Below are 18,133 nucleotides of genomic sequence, written 5' to 3' on the forward strand. Positions count from 1 at the left end.
TTAATCCTTTTTATTGCTCTTAGGTTTCAATGCTTTTTTCATTCCTTCCATCATTTTACGTTCCGAAGCCTTTAATGGATATGAATGGGTATTTCCGGCTTTGTATTGCTTTGGAACATCAGAAGTTTCCAATTGTTCATAGGCTTGAGCGTTTCGTACGAAAGAAGCATCAGCCAATAATGGTCGTCCCAGTGATACCAAATCGGCTCTTCCGTTTAAGAGTATGGTATTGATTTGATCGATATCCTGAATATAACCAGCTGTAATGGTAGGAATATGAACGGTATTTCGAACCATATCCGAAAAAGGAGTCTGCCACATTCTTCCGGTTTGCGGTTTTTGAGAAGCTACTGTATTTCCTGTAGACACGCTTATTATATCAGCTCCGACATCTTTAAAAGCTTGAGAAATGATGATAACATCGCTTTCTGAAATTCCGTTTTCTGCCCAATCGGAAGCGGAAATTCGTACCGACATCGGTTTGGTTTGCGGAAAAGCTCTTCGCATTTCGGTAAAAACACGTAACGGAAATTTTAATCGGTTTTCGATGTTTCCTCCAAATTCGTCTTTACGGGTATTGGTAAGAGGTGAAAGGAAAGAAGCCAGTAAAAATCCGTGATGCGCCTGCAATTCAATCATGTCAAAACCGGCTTCGAGAGCATTTTTGGCGGCTTGTACGAATTCTGACGTCACTTTATCCATGTCTTCTAAAGTCATTTCTTTCGGACTGGCCATTTTTTCGTTAAACGGAATCGCTGAAGCGGAAATTAGTTCCCAGGCATTATCGATTGGTTCCGAAGTTCCTTCCCAAGGTTTCTTAAGAGCGCCTTTGCGTCCGGAATGTCCGAGTTGAATTCCTATCTTGGTTTTGGTATTTTTATGGATAAAATCTGTTGTTTTTTTCCATGCAATTATTTGTTCCTGAGTATATAAACCGGCACAACCTAAAGTAATGCGTCCGGTTTCTGAAATTGCGGTCATTTCTGCTATAATCAAGCCTACGCCACCTGTGGCACGACTTCCATAATGCACCAGATGCCAATCGTTAACCACACCGTTTTCTGCTGAATATTGCCCCATCGGTGACATTGCGATTCTGTTCTGCAAGGTCATATCACGTAAAGTGAAATCGGTAAAAGCTGCCGGAATACTTAAATTTAGATTGTTTTGAAACGTGTTGAATTCGGCTAAAACCTTATCTGTAAAAGACTTGTCACGCAAACGCAGGTTTTCAAAAGTTACTTTTTTAGCACGCGTCATGCATCCGAAAGCAAACTGATAAAACGGATGTTGCATGTTTCGGTCCATGTTTTCAAACCAGTCCAAAGATACTAATGCAGCGTGTTGAATCATTTCTACCGTATTTCTTCGGGATTTGTCGTACTGCTCAAAAGCGGCCTGTACATTGTTTGGGTTTGCTATTACCGCATCAGATAGACCAATCGCGCAATCCATTGCCAGTTTTGTTCCTGAACCAATAGAGTAGTGGGCTGTAGCTTTCGCGTCACCCAATAAAACGATGTTGTTATGGTACCATTTTTCATTGGTTACATGCGGGAATTGACGCCAGTGGGATTTGTTTGAAATTAGCGGATGTCCGTCCAATTCTTCTTTGAATATTTCAGCTATTTTTTGAATAGTATCTTCTTCGTTGGTGATTTCAAATCCGTGTTTTTTCCAGGTTTCATCGCTGCATTCGAAAATCCAGGTGCTCATTCCTTTTTCGTATTGGTACGAATGCGCCACAATCGTTCCGTGAGGTGTAGAACGGAAAAAATAGGTAAATGCATCCAAAGGTTTGGTTGAACCTAACCAAACGAAACGGTTCTTCTTTAAGGTGATTTTGGTTCCGAACGCTTTCTCGTTGGCGGTTCGTATGCCGCTGGCAATTCCGTCGGCAGCCAAAATGATATCGGCGTCTTTGTATTGGGAAACATCCTCGATATTTTGTTCGAAATGAAGGTTTACGCCTTCTTCGATGCAGCGTTGTTGTAATAATTGAAGTAGTGTTTTTCGGGAACAACCGCAAAAACCGTTTCCGGCAATGCTTACGTTTTCTCCGTCGCGTGCCACTACAATATCATCCCAATAAGCGAATTTACTGCGAATCAGCTCATAAGATTTCATATCACGTTTCAGGAATTCTCCTAGAGTTTCATCGGAGAATACTACGCCGAAACCAAAACTGTCATCGGGTTTGTTCCGTTCGTAAACATCAATTTGGCAATGCGGCATTGCTTTTTTGGTAAGTATTGAAAAATAAAGTCCGCCTGGACCACCACCTATAACTGCTATTTTCATATTCAAATTTCTATTGCTTTTCTATCGGCAATTTCATAATTATTTTTTCATAAAATCGAAGGCTCCTTTTCTCAGATTGATGCCGTATTCGAGATAGGCTTTCAAACAGGCAAGAAAATTAGACCAACCGAACGAGTTGCCGGATAACCATTTTAAACCGGCTTCATTATTGTCCATGTCTTTTTCGGATATGGAAACTAAAGTTGAGTTGTTTAAGCTTTCAGACAGCTTAATTTCAACTAAAAGTTCTTTACCGGAATTCTCCCAATAATAGGAAATGTATTTGTCTTTTTCGATTTTACCAACGCGAACAGGACATTCGAAATCAAATTCGGGGAATTTCCAGATTAGATTTTTGCCTTCTTCCATTATTCCGGTGCTTTGAGAAATGAAATAATGGGTCATTTTTTCCGGATTGACAATCGCTTCAAATACCTCATTTATAGGTTTTTGAATTTGCATTGCGACATTGATTTCTAATTTTTCGGGACTCATGGTTAACTTCTTTTGATGGAGAATATTTCGCCTAATTTAGAATAATTGGAACCAGCTAAACGCGCTACGGGTTTGTAGGTTTCCATGTTGATTTTGAAATCGTCCAATAAAACGCTTTCATCTATGTGGAACATTACAATTCTTCCTATAATTATGGTGGCACCACCGTGTTTGTTGTCTTCTAAAGTGTAATGGTGAACGAGTTCGCACTCCATGTTTATTGGGCTTTCTTTGACTCTTGGCGCTTTTACCTTTAAAGATGGGATTGCCGTTAAACCTGCCAGTTCAAACTCGTTGACATCGGGTGCAACCGATTGAGAGGTGGTGTTCATTTGTTCAACAATATCTTCCACAACCATATTGACTACGAATTGCCCCGTTTCCAAAACATTATTTAAAGTGTCTTTGTTGGAATTATTCGGACGTACAGTCGAAAATAGTACATGTGGCGGATCTTCACCCACAGCGTTAAAAAAAGAAAAAGGAGCCAGATTGGGAATTCCATCTTTGCTGACGCTTGAAATCCATCCGATTGGTCGCGGAATTACTGCGCCTGTCAGTAATTTATAAGTTGCTTTTTGGTCTATTAAATCAGGGTCAAAGTGCATGGTGTTGTTATATATTACAAATAAAAGAAAAAATAGTTATCAAAACTTAGGGAATTTGTGGTAAAAAATGAGTTTTTGGAGGTTTGAAAGCGCTTTTGTTATAGCTATAGTCTTGTTTTTCAGTAGGGAACAAGAAGATTGTAAATTTGTTTATCAATAAAAAAATTAAATATATTTTAGTGATACTGTAAATTTTATCCATAAAAATTACGATATGTGTTTTTGAATTGTTGCTAAATTACTATATTTATACAAAATTTATATACATGGAGCTAGCAGCCTGTCCAAAATGTGGTGGTGATAAAATCGTAAAAAGTGGTATTATATCCAACAGACAAAGGTATTTATGTAAAAAATGCAATTATTATTTTACCGTAAACAAGTTGGGTAAAAAGATCGATAATTACTACGTAACTAAGGCGTTGCAATTGTATCTTGAAGGATTGAGTTTTCGTGAAATTGAGCGTATTATAGGGGTTTCCCATGTTACGGTAAGCAACTGGATTAAAGAGTTCAACATCAAAAAGCCTTCTCACGCCGATTATCATCCTACCTACAAGATTTTTAGTCATTTAGAGCTTGTGGAGTATTTGAAAAACAAGTCACAATTATCAGGTGCCGGGATGATTATCACCGAGCTTGGCGATAAATTTATGCTTATAAAATGGGAGCGTTTTAAAGATTAGCTATAGTTGTTTACAAATATATATACATAATTATTCTTTTTTCATTTCAATTTTAGAATATTGGTTCAACAAACAACCCCAATTTCTAAATGTTATGAAAAGAATCGCATTAACCGCCACCGTACTTTTGATGTCCATATGCGGCATGGCACAAGGCTCTCAGGAATACGGAGGAGGCTTGAAAGTAAATATTAACGAAGATGGTTCAAAGTATTTTCGATTGATTACCTGGGCCCAGTTTTGGGCACAACATAATCCCGACAAACCTTTAGATGCAAACGGAAACGAACAGGAAGATTTGACTTTTTCTGTTCGAAGAGCCAGAATGTTACTTTATGCTCAGTTAAATCAGAATTTTTTAATCGTGACGCATTTCGGTTTGAACAGTTTAAATGCAGATAATATGAGTCCGACCGGAACAAAAGACAATGCACAGTTGTTTTTGCACGATGCTTACGTTCAGTACAATTTGAACAAGAACCACGCTTTGGGTGGCGGATTGCATTATTTCAACGGAATTTCCCGCTTAAACAGCAGTAGTACGTTAAATATGCTTACCCTTGATAATCATCGTCAAACCTGGGCTACTTTAGGTTTGTCGGATCAGTTTGGCAGAAGTATGGGCGTTTTTGCCAAAGGAACTTTGAGTAAACTGCAATACCGCATTTCCATTAATGATGCTCTAACGAATAATTTTCAGGCAGCCGCAGTTCCGGTAAACGGTGGTGATGCGGTGTATGCCGGAAAACGGTTATTAGGTTCGAAAGCTGCCGGAAAAACCTATGCCGGATATTTTGAATATAATTTCCTTGATACTGAAAGTAATTTTTTACCTTACAAAGTGGGAAGTTATTTGGGAAGTAAGAAAGTATTTAACGTAGGAGCAGGGTTTTATGTTCATCCAAAAGGTTCTGTTGTGGCGGATTTAGCAGGGAATTTAAAAGGTGAAGATGTGAAAATATTCGGTTTGGATGCTTTTTATGATGCCCCGATAGGGAAAAACGGCGGCGCAATTACTGCTTACGGATTATACCAAAACAACGATTATGGAAAAAATTACACTTTCGGAACTACTTATGAAACCGGTGCTATGATTTATGGTCATGTAGGGTATCTGATTCCGATGAAATCCAAAACAAAATTACAGCCTTATGTATCGTATAACGACAGACACATCGATACATTAAATGATAAGGCCAGTCAGATTGGAGTCGGAGCGAATTTGTTTTTCAGTGCGCATCATTCCAAATTAACGTTAGAATACAGCAATTTAAAATATGCCAACAGTGACGCCGTGGGAACCGTGACACTTCAGGCAATGATTTACCTGTAATAAACCAACAAAACAAACAAAAAACAAAAACAACTAACACTGTAAATTATGAGTAACAAATCTACAAAAGGCATCTGGAAAGTAATTTCCGCCTCGTCTATGGGAACGATGATCGAGTGGTACGACTTCTACATCTTCGGAAGTTTAGCCGTAGTTTTATCGACTAAATTTTTCCCTTCCGATAATCCAACCGCAGCATTTTTATCCACGTTGGCAACTTTTGCGGCAGGATTCGTTGTTCGTCCGTTCGGAGCATTGTTCTTCGGTCGTTTGGGCGATTTAATCGGAAGAAAATATACTTTCATGGTCACTTTGATGTTAATGGGAGGCGCCACTTTTATCATAGGATGTATTCCAAGTTATGAAACCATCGGATTTATGGCTCCGGTTTTGGTTTTAGTCTTGCGATTGCTTCAGGGATTGGCATTAGGAGGAGAATATGGTGGAGCGGCAACATATGTGGCGGAACATGCTCCAAAAAATCAAAAAGGGTATTGGACTTCCTGGATTCAAACCACGGCGACAGTAGGATTGTTCATTTCATTAGTGGTAATTCTGCTTACAAAATCAATGTTGTCAAAAGAAGCTTTTGATGAGTGGGGATGGCGTGTACCGTTCTGGGTTTCAATTGTAATGGTTTATGTTTCTTTCCTGATTCGTAAAAATATGCACGAATCGCCGGTATTTGCCAAAGCCAAATCCGAAGGAAAAACCAGTACGAACCCATTAAAAGAAAGTTTCGGAAACAAATACAACTTAAAATTCGTACTTTTAGCTTTGTTTGGTGCTACTATGGGGCAGGGAGTAGTTTGGTATACAGGACAGTTTTATGCGATGAATTTCTTAAAAACAGTTCAGAGTATTGATTCCTCTCAAGTTGATACCCTTTTAGGAATCGCCTTAATTTTAGGAACGCCGTTCTTTGTGGTTTTCGGATGGTTGAGTGATAAAATCGGACGAAAATCAATTATGATGGGAGGGATGTTGTTGGCAATTTTGCTATACCGACCAATTTATCGGGCGATGTATTCCTCAACTGATTTAGCCTTAAAAACGGAAATCGTTGATCAGACGAAAGTAGTCCCTTCTGTAAAAACGTTGGATGCTGTAAAGATGGATTCTGTTTACACTACTACAAAAGCCTATACAGATGGCACAACAGTAGAGGAAATCAAAACCATCCATTTTGAAAACGGAAAAGTGATGTTGGACGATAACGGAAAAGAGAAAATTGAAACCAAAGTGTCCAAAACGATCAATAGTAGTGATAAATGGTTCTTAATTTTAATGGTTTTCATTCAGGTGATTTTTGTAACGATGGTTTACGGTCCGATAGCCGCTTTCCTTGTGGAAATGTTTCCGGTAAAAATCCGATACACCTCGATGTCATTGCCTTATCATGTTGGAAACGGAATTTTCGGAGGATTGCTACCGGCCATTTCAACCTATTTTGTTACCACAGCTAAAGAAGCCGGTGATGTAGAATTTTATTTGGAAGGATTATGGTATCCGATAGGTATTGCAGCGGTTTGCTTTATAATCGGTATGATTTACATTGACAGAAAAAACAACACTTTACACGACTAACACTAAGAAATTATGAATGCATTAAAAAAATATTTAGGTATCGTTTGGATTGCGCTGGCTATAGTGGTCGCGTATTATGCAATCGGGATTTTCGGAGGAAAATTAACATCAGGAAAACAAGACGATTTAGTTTTCGGAATCATAGTATTTTTCATTCTTTTACCAATGATTGTAACGGGTTTAACCATTTTCGGATGGTATGCCATTACCAACGAATACGAAGAATAAACTATAAAATAGCCTTAAAGCTCTTCCGGTAAGGGCTTTAGGGTTTTAAAAAATATGAAAAGACGTCACGAACAGAAATTGATAATTTTAGCCTTGTTATTGCTTATCTGCTTTAACCTGCCGATCGTATTGTTATTCGATTCGGCGCAATCGTTAGCAGGCATTCCGGTTATTTATTTTTATTTGTTTTCGGTTTGTGTTTTTTCAATTCTGATTTCCTTGTACATCGTAAACCGTTACCATGAGTAGCCTCGGACTGTTACTAATATTAGGACTCTATTTGGGTATGCTTTTTTTTATCGCGCATTGGGCGGAAAAAAAGAGCAATACGAAATGGACAAACAATCCCTATGTTTATACTTTTTCGTTGGCGGTGTATTGTACTGCCTGGACGTATTACGGGAGTATCGGAGTAGCAGCAAAATCGGGACTGAGTTATTTAACGGTGTATTTAGGTCCAATTATAATTATTCCGGCATGGATTATTATTCTAAAGAAGATTATCCGCATTTCAAGAGTGAATAAGATTTCAAGTATTGCCGATTTTATTTCACTTCGCTACGGAAACAGTAGGTTTTTAGGCGCTGTAGTCACACTGGTTTGTCTTTTCGGAATTTTACCTTATATCGCTTTACAGCTGAAAGCGATTTCGGAAACGTTTCATATTGTAACCGGTACAACGTTCAGTTCCAATATTTTTAATGATACAACAACTTACGTCGCTATTGCTTTAGCACTTTTCGCGTCGTATTACGGCACCCGTTATGTGGATGCTTCCGAAAAACGAAGAGGAATCGTTACGGCAGTTGCTATGGAATCGGTTTTGAAATTGTTCTTTTTCCTTTTGGTAGGAGTTTATGTTACGTTCTTTGTCTTTGATGGTTTTGATGATATTTATTCAAAAGCAAGTGTTTTGGAAGGTTTTCAGCAAAAAAATACCATTGGTGGTGTTCCGGAAGCGTTAAATTGGTTCTTTTTATGTGTACTTTCTTTATTTGCGATATTCTTGTTGCCACGTCAGTTTCAAATGGCGGTAATCGAAAACAACCGTGAAAATCACATTAAAACAGCCATTTGGTTGTTCCCTTTGTATTTGTTGTTGTTTAATCTTTTCGTTTATCCGATTGCATGGGGCGGAAATATTCTGTTTGACGGACAAAACGTAAATGCCTATAATTATTCGCTTTTAATTCCGCAATTCTTAGGAAATGAATTCATCACAGTTTTGGTTTTCCTTGGCGGATTTTCAGCAGCGATTTCGATGATTATTGTTTCTTCCATCGGATTATCAACAATGCTGAGTAATAACTTACTGATTCCGTATGGTTTTTTAGGAAGTTTGCAGAGTGAGGAACAGGATAAGAACAACAAGCGAATCGTAAACATCCGTAAGATTGGAATCTTCTCTTTGATTATTCTGTCTTACATCATTTACCGCTTTTATGTTGTCGATTACAACCTGTTTTCCATCGGATTGGTTTCTTTTGTGGTTATTGCCCAATTGGCACCGGCTTTTTTTGGTGCTTTGTTATGGAGAAGAGGGTCGCTCAACGGAGCGGTAACCGGAATCATTATCGGATTTCTGATTTGTGTGTACACGTTGCTAATTCCTTACACAATAGGAATTTCCAATTATGAAAGCACTTTCATATCCGATGGACTGTTCGGAATTGCACTTCTGAAACCTTTTGAATTGTTCGGATTGGATTATTTGTCGCCAATTGCACACGCTTTATTTTGGAGCTTATTTTTCAACGTAATGGCGTATTTCGGGATTTCCGTAAGTTTTAAAGGAAATTACCGCGAACGCAATTATGCTGAAATGTTTGTGGACATCGACAAATACATAACCATGCACGAAAACGCATTCGTTTGGAAAGGAACGGCGTATACTTCTGATATTCAGAAAGTATTGGTGCGTTTTTTAGGCGAAGAAAGAACGAAACGAGCGCTAAACCTGTTCCATTTAAAATACAATTTAGATAAAAAGGAATTGGCCGATGCACGTTTAATCAAGTTTGCCGAAAATCTGCTAACCGGTCATATCGGTACGGCTTCCGCGAGAATTCTAATTTCCAACGTGGTGAAGGAAGACAAAATTTCGCTGAAAGAAGTACTGAATATTCTGGAGGAATCCAAAGAGAATATCATCATCAATAAAAAGCTCACGGAAACTTCCAATGAACTGAAAGCGATTACCGGTAAGTTACAGGAAGCCAACGAGCAACTGATGGAAAAAGACAAACAGAAAGATGAGTTTTTAGACACAGTTACGCACGAACTTAGAACGCCAATTACGGCAATCAAAGCGGCGAGTGAAATTTTACACGATGATGATGACGTTCCGGAAGAACTGAGAAAACAGTTTCTGCAGAACATTATTTCCGAATCGGATCGTTTGAACCGACTGATTGATAAGATTTTAGATTTAGAAAAGTTTGAAACAGGTAAACAAAAAATCACCTTGTCAAAAAACAATCTGATTCAAACCATCAGCAAGGCCATCGAACCAATGCAGCAGTTGATTAAGAATAAAAATATTGAAGTTGTTTTTGATAAAAACCGGGAAATTATTACGTATTTTGATTACGACAGAATCACACAGGTAGTCACAAATTTACTGTCGAATGCTGTGAAATTCTGTCCCAATGAAAACGGAAAAATTGAAATTTCCATAGCAGAAAATGAAAATGAGATTATTACGAAAATCAGTGATAACGGAAAAGGAATTGGCGAGCAGGATTTGGAAATGATATTCGACAAGTTTTATCAGTCTAAAAATCAAAACATTAAAAAACCAATTGGCAGCGGATTAGGATTGGCCATCTGCAAACAAATTATAGAACATCACAAAGGAAAAATATGGGCCGAGAATTCAAAAGAAGGCGCGGTTTTATTGTTCACTTTGCCAAAATACAACACCACAACACATGAGTAAGAAAATTTTAATTGTCGACGATGAACCCAATATTGTAATGTCGCTGGAATACACTTTTAAGAAAAATAATTTTGAAGTGTTTATTGCGCGTGATGGTCAGGAAGCATTGGATATTTTAAAAGTACAACTGCCGGATATCATCATTCTGGATATTATGATGCCTTTGGTAGACGGTTATGCCACGTTAGAGCAAATCAAAAAAGACGAACGCTTGCAGCATTGTAAAGTGGTCTTTTTATCGGCCAAAAATAAGGAAAGCGATATTGAAAAAGGACTTTCTTTGGGTGCAGACGCCTACATGCTGAAGCCTTTTTCAGTTAAAAAATTAGTAGAACAGGTGAATGATTTACTATCGAATTAAACAGCAAACAAAACAATGAATTATTCAGATTTTTATAAGGAAAGCATCGAAAATCCGGAAGGTTTCTGGAAAAAGCAAGCCGATGGTATTGACTGGTTCACAAAACCGCAAACCACACTATCAAAAGACGCAAACGATTACCCGCTTTGGTTTAAAGATGGCGAACTGAACGCTTGTTATTTGGCTTTGGATAAGCATATTAATGATGGTCATGGCGATGAATTTGCCCTGATATACGATTCTCCCGTCACACAAACAATCAAGAAATTTACATTTACCGAAGTTAGAACCGAAGTAGCAAAATTGGCCGGAGGGTTACTTTCATTAGGTTTGAAAAAAGGCGACACGGCGGTGATTTACATGCCGATGATTCCGCAAGCTGCGTTTGCCATGTTGGCTTGTGCACGAATTGGAGTAACGCATTCGGTGGTTTTTGGTGGATTTGCACCGCATGAATTAGCCATCCGAATTGACGATTCCAAACCAAAAGCGATAATTACTGCTTCTTCCGGAATTGAAATCGATCGATTAATTGCCTACAAACCTTTAGTGGATGAAGCCATCGCTTTAGCCGAACACAAACCGGATAATGTGGTGATTTTTAACAGAAAATTAGGCGCAAGGGTTCCGTTTAAAAAATACGATATTGATTATGATGCTTTGGTCTACGGTTCGGAAGAAGCTGATTGTGTTCCTGTAAATGCCACACATCCGTTATATATTTTGTATACTTCGGGTACTACAGGAAAACCAAAAGGAATCGTCAGAGATACAGGAGGTCACGCCGCCGCACTTAAATTTTCAATGCAATACATTTATGGTGTAAAAGAAGGCGAAGTTTTCTGGGCAGCTTCCGATATCGGTTGGGCTGTCGGACACAGTTATACGATTTACGGTCCGTTATTCAACCGAAATACGTCCATCATATTTGAAGGGAAACCGGTTCGTACTCCGGATGCTTCAACTTTTTGGAGAATCATTTCGGAACACAAAGTAAGCGTGATGTTTACGGCGCCAACTGCCATCAGAGCCATTAAAAAAGAAGATCCAAACGGTGAATTCATCAAACAATATGATTTAAGCAGTTTGCGTACGCAGTTTTTGGCGGGCGAACGTTGCGATGTGGCGACTTTAGAATGGTACCGCGAACACATTCCGATTCCGGTTATCGATCACTGGTGGCAAACCGAATCCGGATGGCCAATGATTGCTAACATGATGGGAGTGGAGTATTTACCGATAAAACCGGGTTCTTCTGGGAAACCGGTATCAGGTTACGACATCAGAATTTTTGGTGAAAACGGTGAAGAATTAGGCCCGAACGAAGAAGGATATGTAGTAATTAAATTACCTTTACCGCCAGGAACCATGCTGGATATATGGAATGACAGCGAACGTTTCAAAGCGGGTTATCTGACTAAATTCCCGGGATATTATTTCTCTGGAGATGGTGGTTTTATCGATAACGATGGCTATGTATTCATTACAGGACGCGTGGATGATGTAATCAACGTAGCCGGACACCGTTTGTCTACTGCCGAAATGGAAGAAATCGTAGCCTCGCATTCTTCAGTTGCCGAATGTGCTGTGATTGGAATTAACGATGCATTAAAAGGTCAGATTCCATTGGCGTTGGTGGTGATTAAATCCGGTGACGATATGGAAAGTTTCCAATTGGAACACGAGATTGTACACTTGGTAAGAGAAAAAATAGGGGCAGTGGCTTCGTTGCGAAATGTAATAATAATGCAGCGTTTGCCGAAAACCCGTTCAGGAAAAATTCTCAGAAAACTAATGCGCAGTATTGTTGATGGTGATTCCTATCAGATTCCATCTACTATTGATGATGAAGCGATTGTTGAGGAATTAAAGACTGTTTTAAGCGAATATAAAATTGGAGCCTTCAAATAAAAATAAACAAAACAAACAAGAATATGAGTTACTATAAAATTAAAAACCTGGAAGAATATTTCAAGCATTATAAGAAATCCATTCGGGAACCGAGAAAATTCTGGGGTAAAATTGCCGAAGAAAATTTCATCTGGTACCAAGGTTGGGATAAAGTGGTTGATTTTAACATGGGAGAGGCCGATGTAAAATGGTTTGTGAATGCGAAAGTAAACATCACTAAAAACTGTATCGACAGGCATTTAGCAAAACGCGGTGATAAAACAGCCATTATTTTCGAACCTAATAATCCTAATGAAGGAGCACTGCATATTTCGTATAACGAATTGTATGACCGCGTAGCAAAAATGGCTAATGTTCTTAGAGAACAAGGCGTTAAAAAAGGAGATCGCGTTTGTATCTATTTGCCAATGATTCCGGAATTAGCGATTGCTGTTTTAGCCTGTGCGCGAATCGGAGCGATACATTCTGTGGTTTTTGCAGGATTTTCCGCTTCGGCAGTTACTTCCCGTATAAACGACTGTGAGTGTAAAATGGTTATTACTTCTGATGGTGGTTTCAGAGGAAACAAATCGATTGATTTAAAAGGAATTATCGACGAAGCTTTGGAAAAATGTCCTTCGGTGGAAAAAGTTTTAGTAGCTAACAGAACAAATACAGATGTAAACATGAAAGAAGGTCGCGATCAGTGGTTGCAACCGCTTTTGGATGCTGCAATTCCGAATAATGTTGCTGAAATCATGGATGCGGAAGATCCGTTGTTTATTCTGTATACTTCAGGCTCAACCGGAAAACCGAAAGGAATGTTGCATACTACCGCGGGATACATGGTTCAGACGGCTTATTCTTTTAAAAACATATTCAATTACGAAGAAAATGACGTTTTCTGGTGTACGGCTGATATCGGCTGGATTACAGGACATTCCTATATTTTATACGGACCATTGTTAAACGGTGCTACAACCGTAATTTTCGAAGGTGTTCCGTCATATCCGGATTTCGGACGTTTCTGGGAAGTGATTGACAAACATAAAGTTTCTCAGTTTTACACAGCCCCAACAGCAATTCGTTCCTTAGCTAAGGAAAGTGATGAATGGGTGGATAAATACGATTTATCGTCCTTAAAAGTTATCGGATCGGTAGGGGAGCCTATCAACGAAGAGGCTTGGCACTGGTACAACGATCATGTTGGAAAGAAAAAATGTCCGGTTGTGGATACTTGGTGGCAAACTGAAACCGGAAGTATCATGATTTCACCGGTTCCGTTTGTAACACCTACAAAACCAACCTATGCGACGTTACCGTTACCAGGAATTCAACCGGTTTTAATGGATGAAAAGCGTAACGAAATCGAAGGAAACCAGGTAGTGGGAAGTTTGTGTATTAAATTCCCGTGGCCATCTATGGCGAGAACCATTTGGGGCGACCACGAACGTTATAAAGAAACGTATTTCTCGGCATTTCCGGGTAAATATTTCACGGGTGACGGCGCTTTGCGTGATGAAGTAGGGTATTACCGAATTACCGGAAGGGTAGACGATGTGGTAATTGTTTCCGGACATAATTTAGGAACCGCACCAATTGAAGATGCGATTAACGAACATCCGGCTGTAGCGGAATCTGCAATTGTTGGTTTCCCTCATGATATCAAAGGGAATGCACTTTACGGATTTATTATTCTGAAAGAAACCGGAGAATATCGTGATCGTGATAATTTAACGAGAGAGATAAACGAACACGTTTCGAGTCATATCGGACCGATTGCAAAATTAGATAAGATTCAGTTTGTGAGTGGTTTGCCGAAAACACGTTCGGGAAAAATCATGCGACGTATTCTGCGTAAAATTGCCGAAGGTGATTTCTCGAATTTCGGAGATACATCAACGTTATTGAATCCTGAAATTGTGGATGAAATTAAAGATAATAAGATTTAAAACAATATAAGGCAGTCCAGTGTAATCAAATAGGCTGTCATTCCGACGTAAGGAGGAATCTCATAACGTTAACAACTGATAATGAGATTTCTCCCTATGGTCGAAATGACAAAAATAACGTTTAGTTTTACTTTTTAAACTACTTTTTTATTTCATTTTGAGTTTTCGCTTCAGTTTTAAAAAGAGTAACGCTGTTATATACGCATCGTTTGAAGCGGTATGACGGTGGCTTTTTTTGACTTTAAAAAGATCGCATAATTCGTCCAAAGTATGGTGCTGGTCTTCCGGAAGATTTTTAAAACGTTGGTACATCACATTGATATCCAGTACGTTGTTTTTTATCTTACCGAGATTCATTCGTTTTAGTGCTTGGTTCATCATTTCAATGTCCAGATTGGTGTTGTGCCCGATGAGTGTGGCATTTTTAATGTGTCCCAGAAAATGCATCATTGCTTCGGCTTCGGTAACCGCTTCAGTCGAGTCGGCTTTAAAAAGTTTTTCTACAGCTTCATTTTGTTGGATTCGATTTTCCTGTTTGATGAATACTTCCAGAAAATCTCCAATTTCAATCTGATCATTGGTAACTCCAACACAACCAATGGATAAAATAACATCTTGTTTCCAATCCAATCCGGTTCTTTCGCAATCAAAAATAACATAGCGTGTAGGAGTGTTAGGAGCTTCTTTTTCAAAATGCTCCAAATATGCTTTCCAGAATGTCGGATCGCCTTTACCTGTTAACCAATCTAGCATAAATTAGGTGAAATAAGTTAATTGGAATCGGTTTTTAATCAAATCCTGAATTTCATTTATCGGTTGAAAACAGTTCTTAAGCTTTACTTTATCAACTTTTGTAAGTTCTTCAATGTTCAGATAACTTCCGTTAGAATCCGTTTTTAAACCATCTTCCGTTCTAAACCAATGTAGCGTATGAAACGCTTCGGCACATTCTAAATACAAATCGGCATTTTGAGGTTCTAAATCTGCTAGTTTTTTATAACGCTGATAGGTATTTGTGATGTTTTTAATGCCTTTACTGATGGCAAAAACCCTTGCAGCGTCCACTAAAGGCGTGATAGCTCTGTTTTTGATGTCGAAAGTATCTTTGTGTTCTTCATCCTGTTCTACCAAAAATTGTCGGAAGAAGCCCAATGGCGCAGGTTTTTTAATTGCATCCGTGCCTAAAAAAGCATAGAACAATTGGTTGTTGTTTGTTTTGGTGAAAATCTCTTCGGTTAGTGTTTTTTCGATACTGGAATCACCGTAAATGAAATCATAATCGAAGAAAATGGAACTCGTTTGCACGCCTTTTTCACCTGGAGTATTAATCCAGGTATTGTATTGTTTTATCCAGTCAGTCAACGATTTACACCACAATTCGTTATTTGCATTTAGTCCTTGTGCACTTTTTTCGTAACCTATTTTTTCAAAGGTTTCCAGAACGCGTTCCGCTAATCTTAAGAAATAGCTTTTAACTTCATCGTATTGTTCGGCAGGAACATCTTCAAAGACCAATGAATTATTAACATCCGTTAGTAATAATTGTTCTTTTCTTCCTTGGCTTCCCAGGTTAAACCAAGCAAATTTAGCCGGTGGCGGACCTACTTTTTCTATAGCCAATTCAATCGCTCGTTTTGTAATGGCAATCGTAATTTCAGAAGCTACATTGGTAATATGAGAAATCGGAATGTTTTTATCAATCGAATTTTGAATCAAATCCGTCAGTTTATCTCGAACCACTTTTAATTCTTTGGAACGATCGGCGCGTTTTATCTGTTTTAACAAAACTCCCGGATTATTCGCCTGAGCTGCAACCACATCATGTTCTGAAATGATTCCGGAAATGGCGCCTTTTTCGGTTCCGTCGCGGGTTACACATAAATAACCAACGTTGTGTTTCAGCATCATCATTTGAGCTTCGGCAATGGAAATGTCTTCGGGTACCGTAACTACAGGAACCGTCATGATTTTATCGACCGTAACGTCTATTGTATGAAGTCCCGTAGCAATTTTGGAACGCAAATCGTTATCGGTTACAATTCCGATCGGCATTTGATTTTCCTGAATGATTACACTTCCGATTTGTCGGCTCGACATGGTTTGTGCAATGTATTTTACAATATCGGTCGGACTGGCCGTAATAGGTTTTTTGGTGTATTTTATAGGTTGGAAATACTGAATGTCTGTAGCGCTCTGTTCGTTGTACAGCACGTTTTCGGAGATTAATTTTCCGCGATTGTCTTTATCGTAAGGGTTACGGGTATTGGAAGCAAAACTTTCCAAAAGGAAGCTTAAAACACTGGCGTTTCCGGTAACATAGGGTTTAAAAACCTGAATAGGAATCGCATAAATAATGGAATCCTCTCTGGATTTTGCCGTCATTAAATAATTGTTTTTGGCAAAAAACGGACGCAAACCAAGGATATCACCTTCATCACATTTATCAATTAGAGTTTCTTCGGCATCTGAAATAACCGAAAGACCAATAGCACCGGAAGCCACAACGTAAAAAGAGTCATGGGTTGGATCTCCGATTTTGAATAAAACCTGATTTTTTTCAAGATAAACGACTTTTATCTGCTCGGAAATCGTTACCAATTCCACATAAGTCAAACTGGTAAATGGCGGATAATGCTTTAAAAAATCGGCTATTCGCTCTGCGATAGGGTTTCTCATATCAATTTTTTGTGTTTAATAGCTCATTTTCAGATGCATAATATGTTTATGTAAATCGGATAATGATTCTTTAAAAGTACTAAAATTCTCCAAATGTAAAAAGGAGGGAAGCTCAAACTTCAAATTGCATACAATTGAGAGGCTGTAATGATAATAACTGCCGTTAATGCTAACGCAATTCCGATATAATTTATTTTGGATATTTTTTCTTTAAAAACTACGATTCCGATAATACTTCCGATAATAATGACTCCGAAATTCATGGCTGCAAAAACAGTAGAAGGATTGTTAGCCAAGGCTTTATGTGCTTTCAGATAAAATAAGATATTCCCGAAATTGAAAATACCCAACAGAATCCCAAAGAAAAAACTTTTCAGTTCCAAGGCGGTTTTTTTAATCAGAACCGAATACAGACTAATTAAGGACGAGATGGTAAAAGCGCCGCAAAAAATGATAAACAGTGATGTTGTAAACGGAACATCTTTATTTAAGGCAATTTGTTTGAACAACACATCGATTATTCCAAATCCTAATAAAACGATTAACGGAAAAATCCAGCGTCTTTTTTCATCTGTAGCATCATTTTTTTTGTTCAGTGTAAGGAAAATGGCCAAAAAACCAATGGAAAGACCGATTAATTTTAGCTGACTGATGGATTCGTTAAAAATGAAATACGATGCCAAAATTGGTATAAATAGCGACAAACGTTGGGCAATATCTGTTTTTACAATTCCGATATAGCGAATCGAAATTGCCAGCAAAACAAATACTGTGGGCAATAAAATACTTAAAGGAATATAAAATTTCCAAGGTAAAGAATTTGATAGTTCAGCAAGGTTTGGTGAAAACGAAAAAAAGCATAACAACAATGCCGATAAATAATTCCAATTAATACTTTGCTGTATGTTAATTCCGAAGCGGCGAGCAGTTTTTAATAATACCGCAACAGTGACACTGCAACAGATACTTAGGATGATGTAAATCATGGAGTGGGACAAATTTCATTAAAAAGCAAAGTTATGTGATTTTTTGAATTAGATACAAGAAAAGAAATTTTCTATTTTACATAATGTATATT

15 protein-coding genes are annotated in these 18,133 nt (G+C 38.3%); 9 read left to right on the forward strand and 6 right to left on the reverse strand.

Annotated features, from left to right (window positions below; translation table 11 throughout):
• Genes FCR2A7T_RS10695 through FCR2A7T_RS10705 form a run of 3 tightly spaced genes read right to left on the reverse strand, consistent with a single transcriptional unit; the run spans window position 1 to window position 3,404 of the window.
• Window positions 1–2,301, reverse strand: a complete 2,301-nt coding sequence (locus FCR2A7T_RS10695) for an oxidoreductase (RefSeq protein ID WP_023571307.1) — start codon at window positions 2,299–2,301, stop codon at window positions 1–3.
• A gap of 39 nt (window positions 2,302–2,340) precedes the next feature.
• A complete protein-coding gene (locus FCR2A7T_RS10700; RefSeq protein ID WP_023571308.1) occupies window positions 2,341–2,796 on the reverse strand; it encodes an SRPBCC domain-containing protein in 456 nt (151 codons plus the stop codon).
• Between the two features lie 2 nt (window positions 2,797–2,798).
• Window positions 2,799–3,404 carry a flavin reductase family protein gene (locus FCR2A7T_RS10705; RefSeq protein WP_023571309.1) on the reverse strand — a complete coding sequence of 202 codons (606 nt, stop codon included), beginning with the start codon at window positions 3,402–3,404 and terminating at the stop codon, window positions 2,799–2,801.
• Window positions 3,405–3,670: 266 nt separating this feature from the next.
• Between FCR2A7T_RS10705 and FCR2A7T_RS10710 the strand changes: the two genes are divergently transcribed.
• The 9 genes from FCR2A7T_RS10710 (at window position 3,671) to acs (ending at window position 14,379) form a co-directional block, all read left to right on the forward strand.
• Window positions 3,671–4,090 carry a transposase-like zinc-binding domain-containing protein gene (locus tag FCR2A7T_RS10710; protein WP_023571310.1) on the forward strand — a complete coding sequence of 140 codons (420 nt, stop codon included), beginning with the start codon at window positions 3,671–3,673 and terminating at the stop codon, window positions 4,088–4,090.
• Between the two features lie 94 nt (window positions 4,091–4,184).
• A complete protein-coding gene (locus FCR2A7T_RS10715; RefSeq protein ID WP_035118260.1) occupies window positions 4,185–5,423 on the forward strand; it encodes a hypothetical protein in 1,239 nt (412 codons plus the stop codon).
• Between the two features lie 48 nt (window positions 5,424–5,471).
• Window positions 5,472–7,010: an MFS transporter gene (locus FCR2A7T_RS10720; RefSeq protein WP_023571313.1), complete on the forward strand. Its 1,539-nt coding sequence runs from the start codon at window positions 5,472–5,474 to the stop codon at window positions 7,008–7,010.
• 12 nt (window positions 7,011–7,022) lie between these two features.
• The gene (locus tag FCR2A7T_RS10725) at window positions 7,023–7,238 is read left to right on the forward strand and encodes a DUF6814 family protein (RefSeq protein WP_023571314.1); all 216 of its coding nucleotides are present in this window, start codon (window positions 7,023–7,025) and stop codon (window positions 7,236–7,238) included.
• A 54-nt stretch (window positions 7,239–7,292) separates the two neighbouring features.
• On the forward strand, window positions 7,293–7,487 hold the full coding sequence (locus FCR2A7T_RS10730; RefSeq protein WP_023571315.1) for a hypothetical protein: 195 nt from the start codon (window positions 7,293–7,295) through the stop codon (window positions 7,485–7,487).
• The gene (locus FCR2A7T_RS10735) at window positions 7,480–10,176 is read left to right on the forward strand and encodes an ATP-binding protein (RefSeq protein WP_035118262.1); all 2,697 of its coding nucleotides are present in this window, start codon (window positions 7,480–7,482) and stop codon (window positions 10,174–10,176) included. Before FCR2A7T_RS10730 ends, FCR2A7T_RS10735 begins: the two co-directional genes overlap by 8 nt.
• Window positions 10,169–10,537 carry a response regulator transcription factor gene (locus FCR2A7T_RS10740; RefSeq protein WP_035118264.1) on the forward strand — a complete coding sequence of 123 codons (369 nt, stop codon included), beginning with the start codon at window positions 10,169–10,171 and terminating at the stop codon, window positions 10,535–10,537. Before FCR2A7T_RS10735 ends, FCR2A7T_RS10740 begins: the two co-directional genes overlap by 8 nt.
• Window positions 10,538–10,552: 15 nt before the next feature.
• A complete protein-coding gene (locus FCR2A7T_RS10745) occupies window positions 10,553–12,448 on the forward strand; it encodes an acetate--CoA ligase (protein WP_023571318.1) in 1,896 nt (631 codons plus the stop codon).
• A gap of 2 nt (window positions 12,449–12,450) precedes the next feature.
• Window positions 12,451–14,379, forward strand: coding sequence for an acetate--CoA ligase (gene acs, locus FCR2A7T_RS10750; protein ID WP_262493744.1), 1,929 nt, complete (start codon window positions 12,451–12,453; stop codon window positions 14,377–14,379).
• Between the two features lie 147 nt (window positions 14,380–14,526).
• Here acs and FCR2A7T_RS10755 read toward each other — a convergent pair whose 3' ends face one another.
• From FCR2A7T_RS10755 to FCR2A7T_RS10765, 3 genes are all read right to left on the reverse strand, one after another.
• The gene (locus FCR2A7T_RS10755) at window positions 14,527–15,132 is read right to left on the reverse strand and encodes a 3'-5' exonuclease (protein WP_023571320.1); all 606 of its coding nucleotides are present in this window, start codon (window positions 15,130–15,132) and stop codon (window positions 14,527–14,529) included.
• Between the two features lie 3 nt (window positions 15,133–15,135).
• Entirely contained in the window at window positions 15,136–17,055 is a 1,920-nt protein-coding gene (locus FCR2A7T_RS10760; protein ID WP_023571321.1) for a DUF294 nucleotidyltransferase-like domain-containing protein, read from the reverse strand.
• A 119-nt stretch (window positions 17,056–17,174) separates the two neighbouring features.
• Entirely contained in the window at window positions 17,175–18,041 is an 867-nt protein-coding gene (locus tag FCR2A7T_RS10765) for an EamA family transporter (RefSeq protein ID WP_023571322.1), read from the reverse strand.
• Window positions 18,042–18,133: the final 92 nt, after the last annotated feature.

It is taken from the genome of Flavobacterium cauense R2A-7, from assembly GCF_000498475.1.
Classification (GTDB): Bacteria; Bacteroidota; Bacteroidia; order Flavobacteriales; family Flavobacteriaceae; genus Flavobacterium; species Flavobacterium cauense.

Bases quoted from the DNA above. Each gene is read 5' to 3' on its own strand.
- FCR2A7T_RS10695 (WP_023571307.1), bottom strand. From the start codon at position 2,301: ATGAAAATAGCAGTTATAGGTGGTGGTCCAGGCGGACTTTATTTTTCA.
- FCR2A7T_RS10700 (WP_023571308.1), bottom strand. From the start codon at position 2,796: ATGAGTCCCGAAAAATTAGAAATCAATGTCGCAATGCAAATTCAAAAA.
- FCR2A7T_RS10705 (WP_023571309.1), bottom strand. From the start codon at position 3,404: ATGCACTTTGACCCTGATTTAATAGACCAAAAAGCAACTTATAAATTA.
- FCR2A7T_RS10710 (WP_023571310.1), top strand. From the start codon at position 3,671: ATGGAGCTAGCAGCCTGTCCAAAATGTGGTGGTGATAAAATCGTAAAA.
- FCR2A7T_RS10715 (WP_035118260.1), top strand. From the start codon at position 4,185: ATGAAAAGAATCGCATTAACCGCCACCGTACTTTTGATGTCCATATGC.
- FCR2A7T_RS10720 (WP_023571313.1), top strand. From the start codon at position 5,472: ATGAGTAACAAATCTACAAAAGGCATCTGGAAAGTAATTTCCGCCTCG.
- FCR2A7T_RS10725 (WP_023571314.1), top strand. From the start codon at position 7,023: ATGAATGCATTAAAAAAATATTTAGGTATCGTTTGGATTGCGCTGGCT.
- FCR2A7T_RS10730 (WP_023571315.1), top strand. From the start codon at position 7,293: ATGAAAAGACGTCACGAACAGAAATTGATAATTTTAGCCTTGTTATTG.
- FCR2A7T_RS10735 (WP_035118262.1), top strand. From the start codon at position 7,480: ATGAGTAGCCTCGGACTGTTACTAATATTAGGACTCTATTTGGGTATG.
- FCR2A7T_RS10740 (WP_035118264.1), top strand. From the start codon at position 10,169: ATGAGTAAGAAAATTTTAATTGTCGACGATGAACCCAATATTGTAATG.
- FCR2A7T_RS10745 (WP_023571318.1), top strand. From the start codon at position 10,553: ATGAATTATTCAGATTTTTATAAGGAAAGCATCGAAAATCCGGAAGGT.
- FCR2A7T_RS10755 (WP_023571320.1), bottom strand. From the start codon at position 15,132: ATGCTAGATTGGTTAACAGGTAAAGGCGATCCGACATTCTGGAAAGCA.
- FCR2A7T_RS10760 (WP_023571321.1), bottom strand. From the start codon at position 17,055: ATGAGAAACCCTATCGCAGAGCGAATAGCCGATTTTTTAAAGCATTAT.
- FCR2A7T_RS10765 (WP_023571322.1), bottom strand. From the start codon at position 18,041: ATGATTTACATCATCCTAAGTATCTGTTGCAGTGTCACTGTTGCGGTA.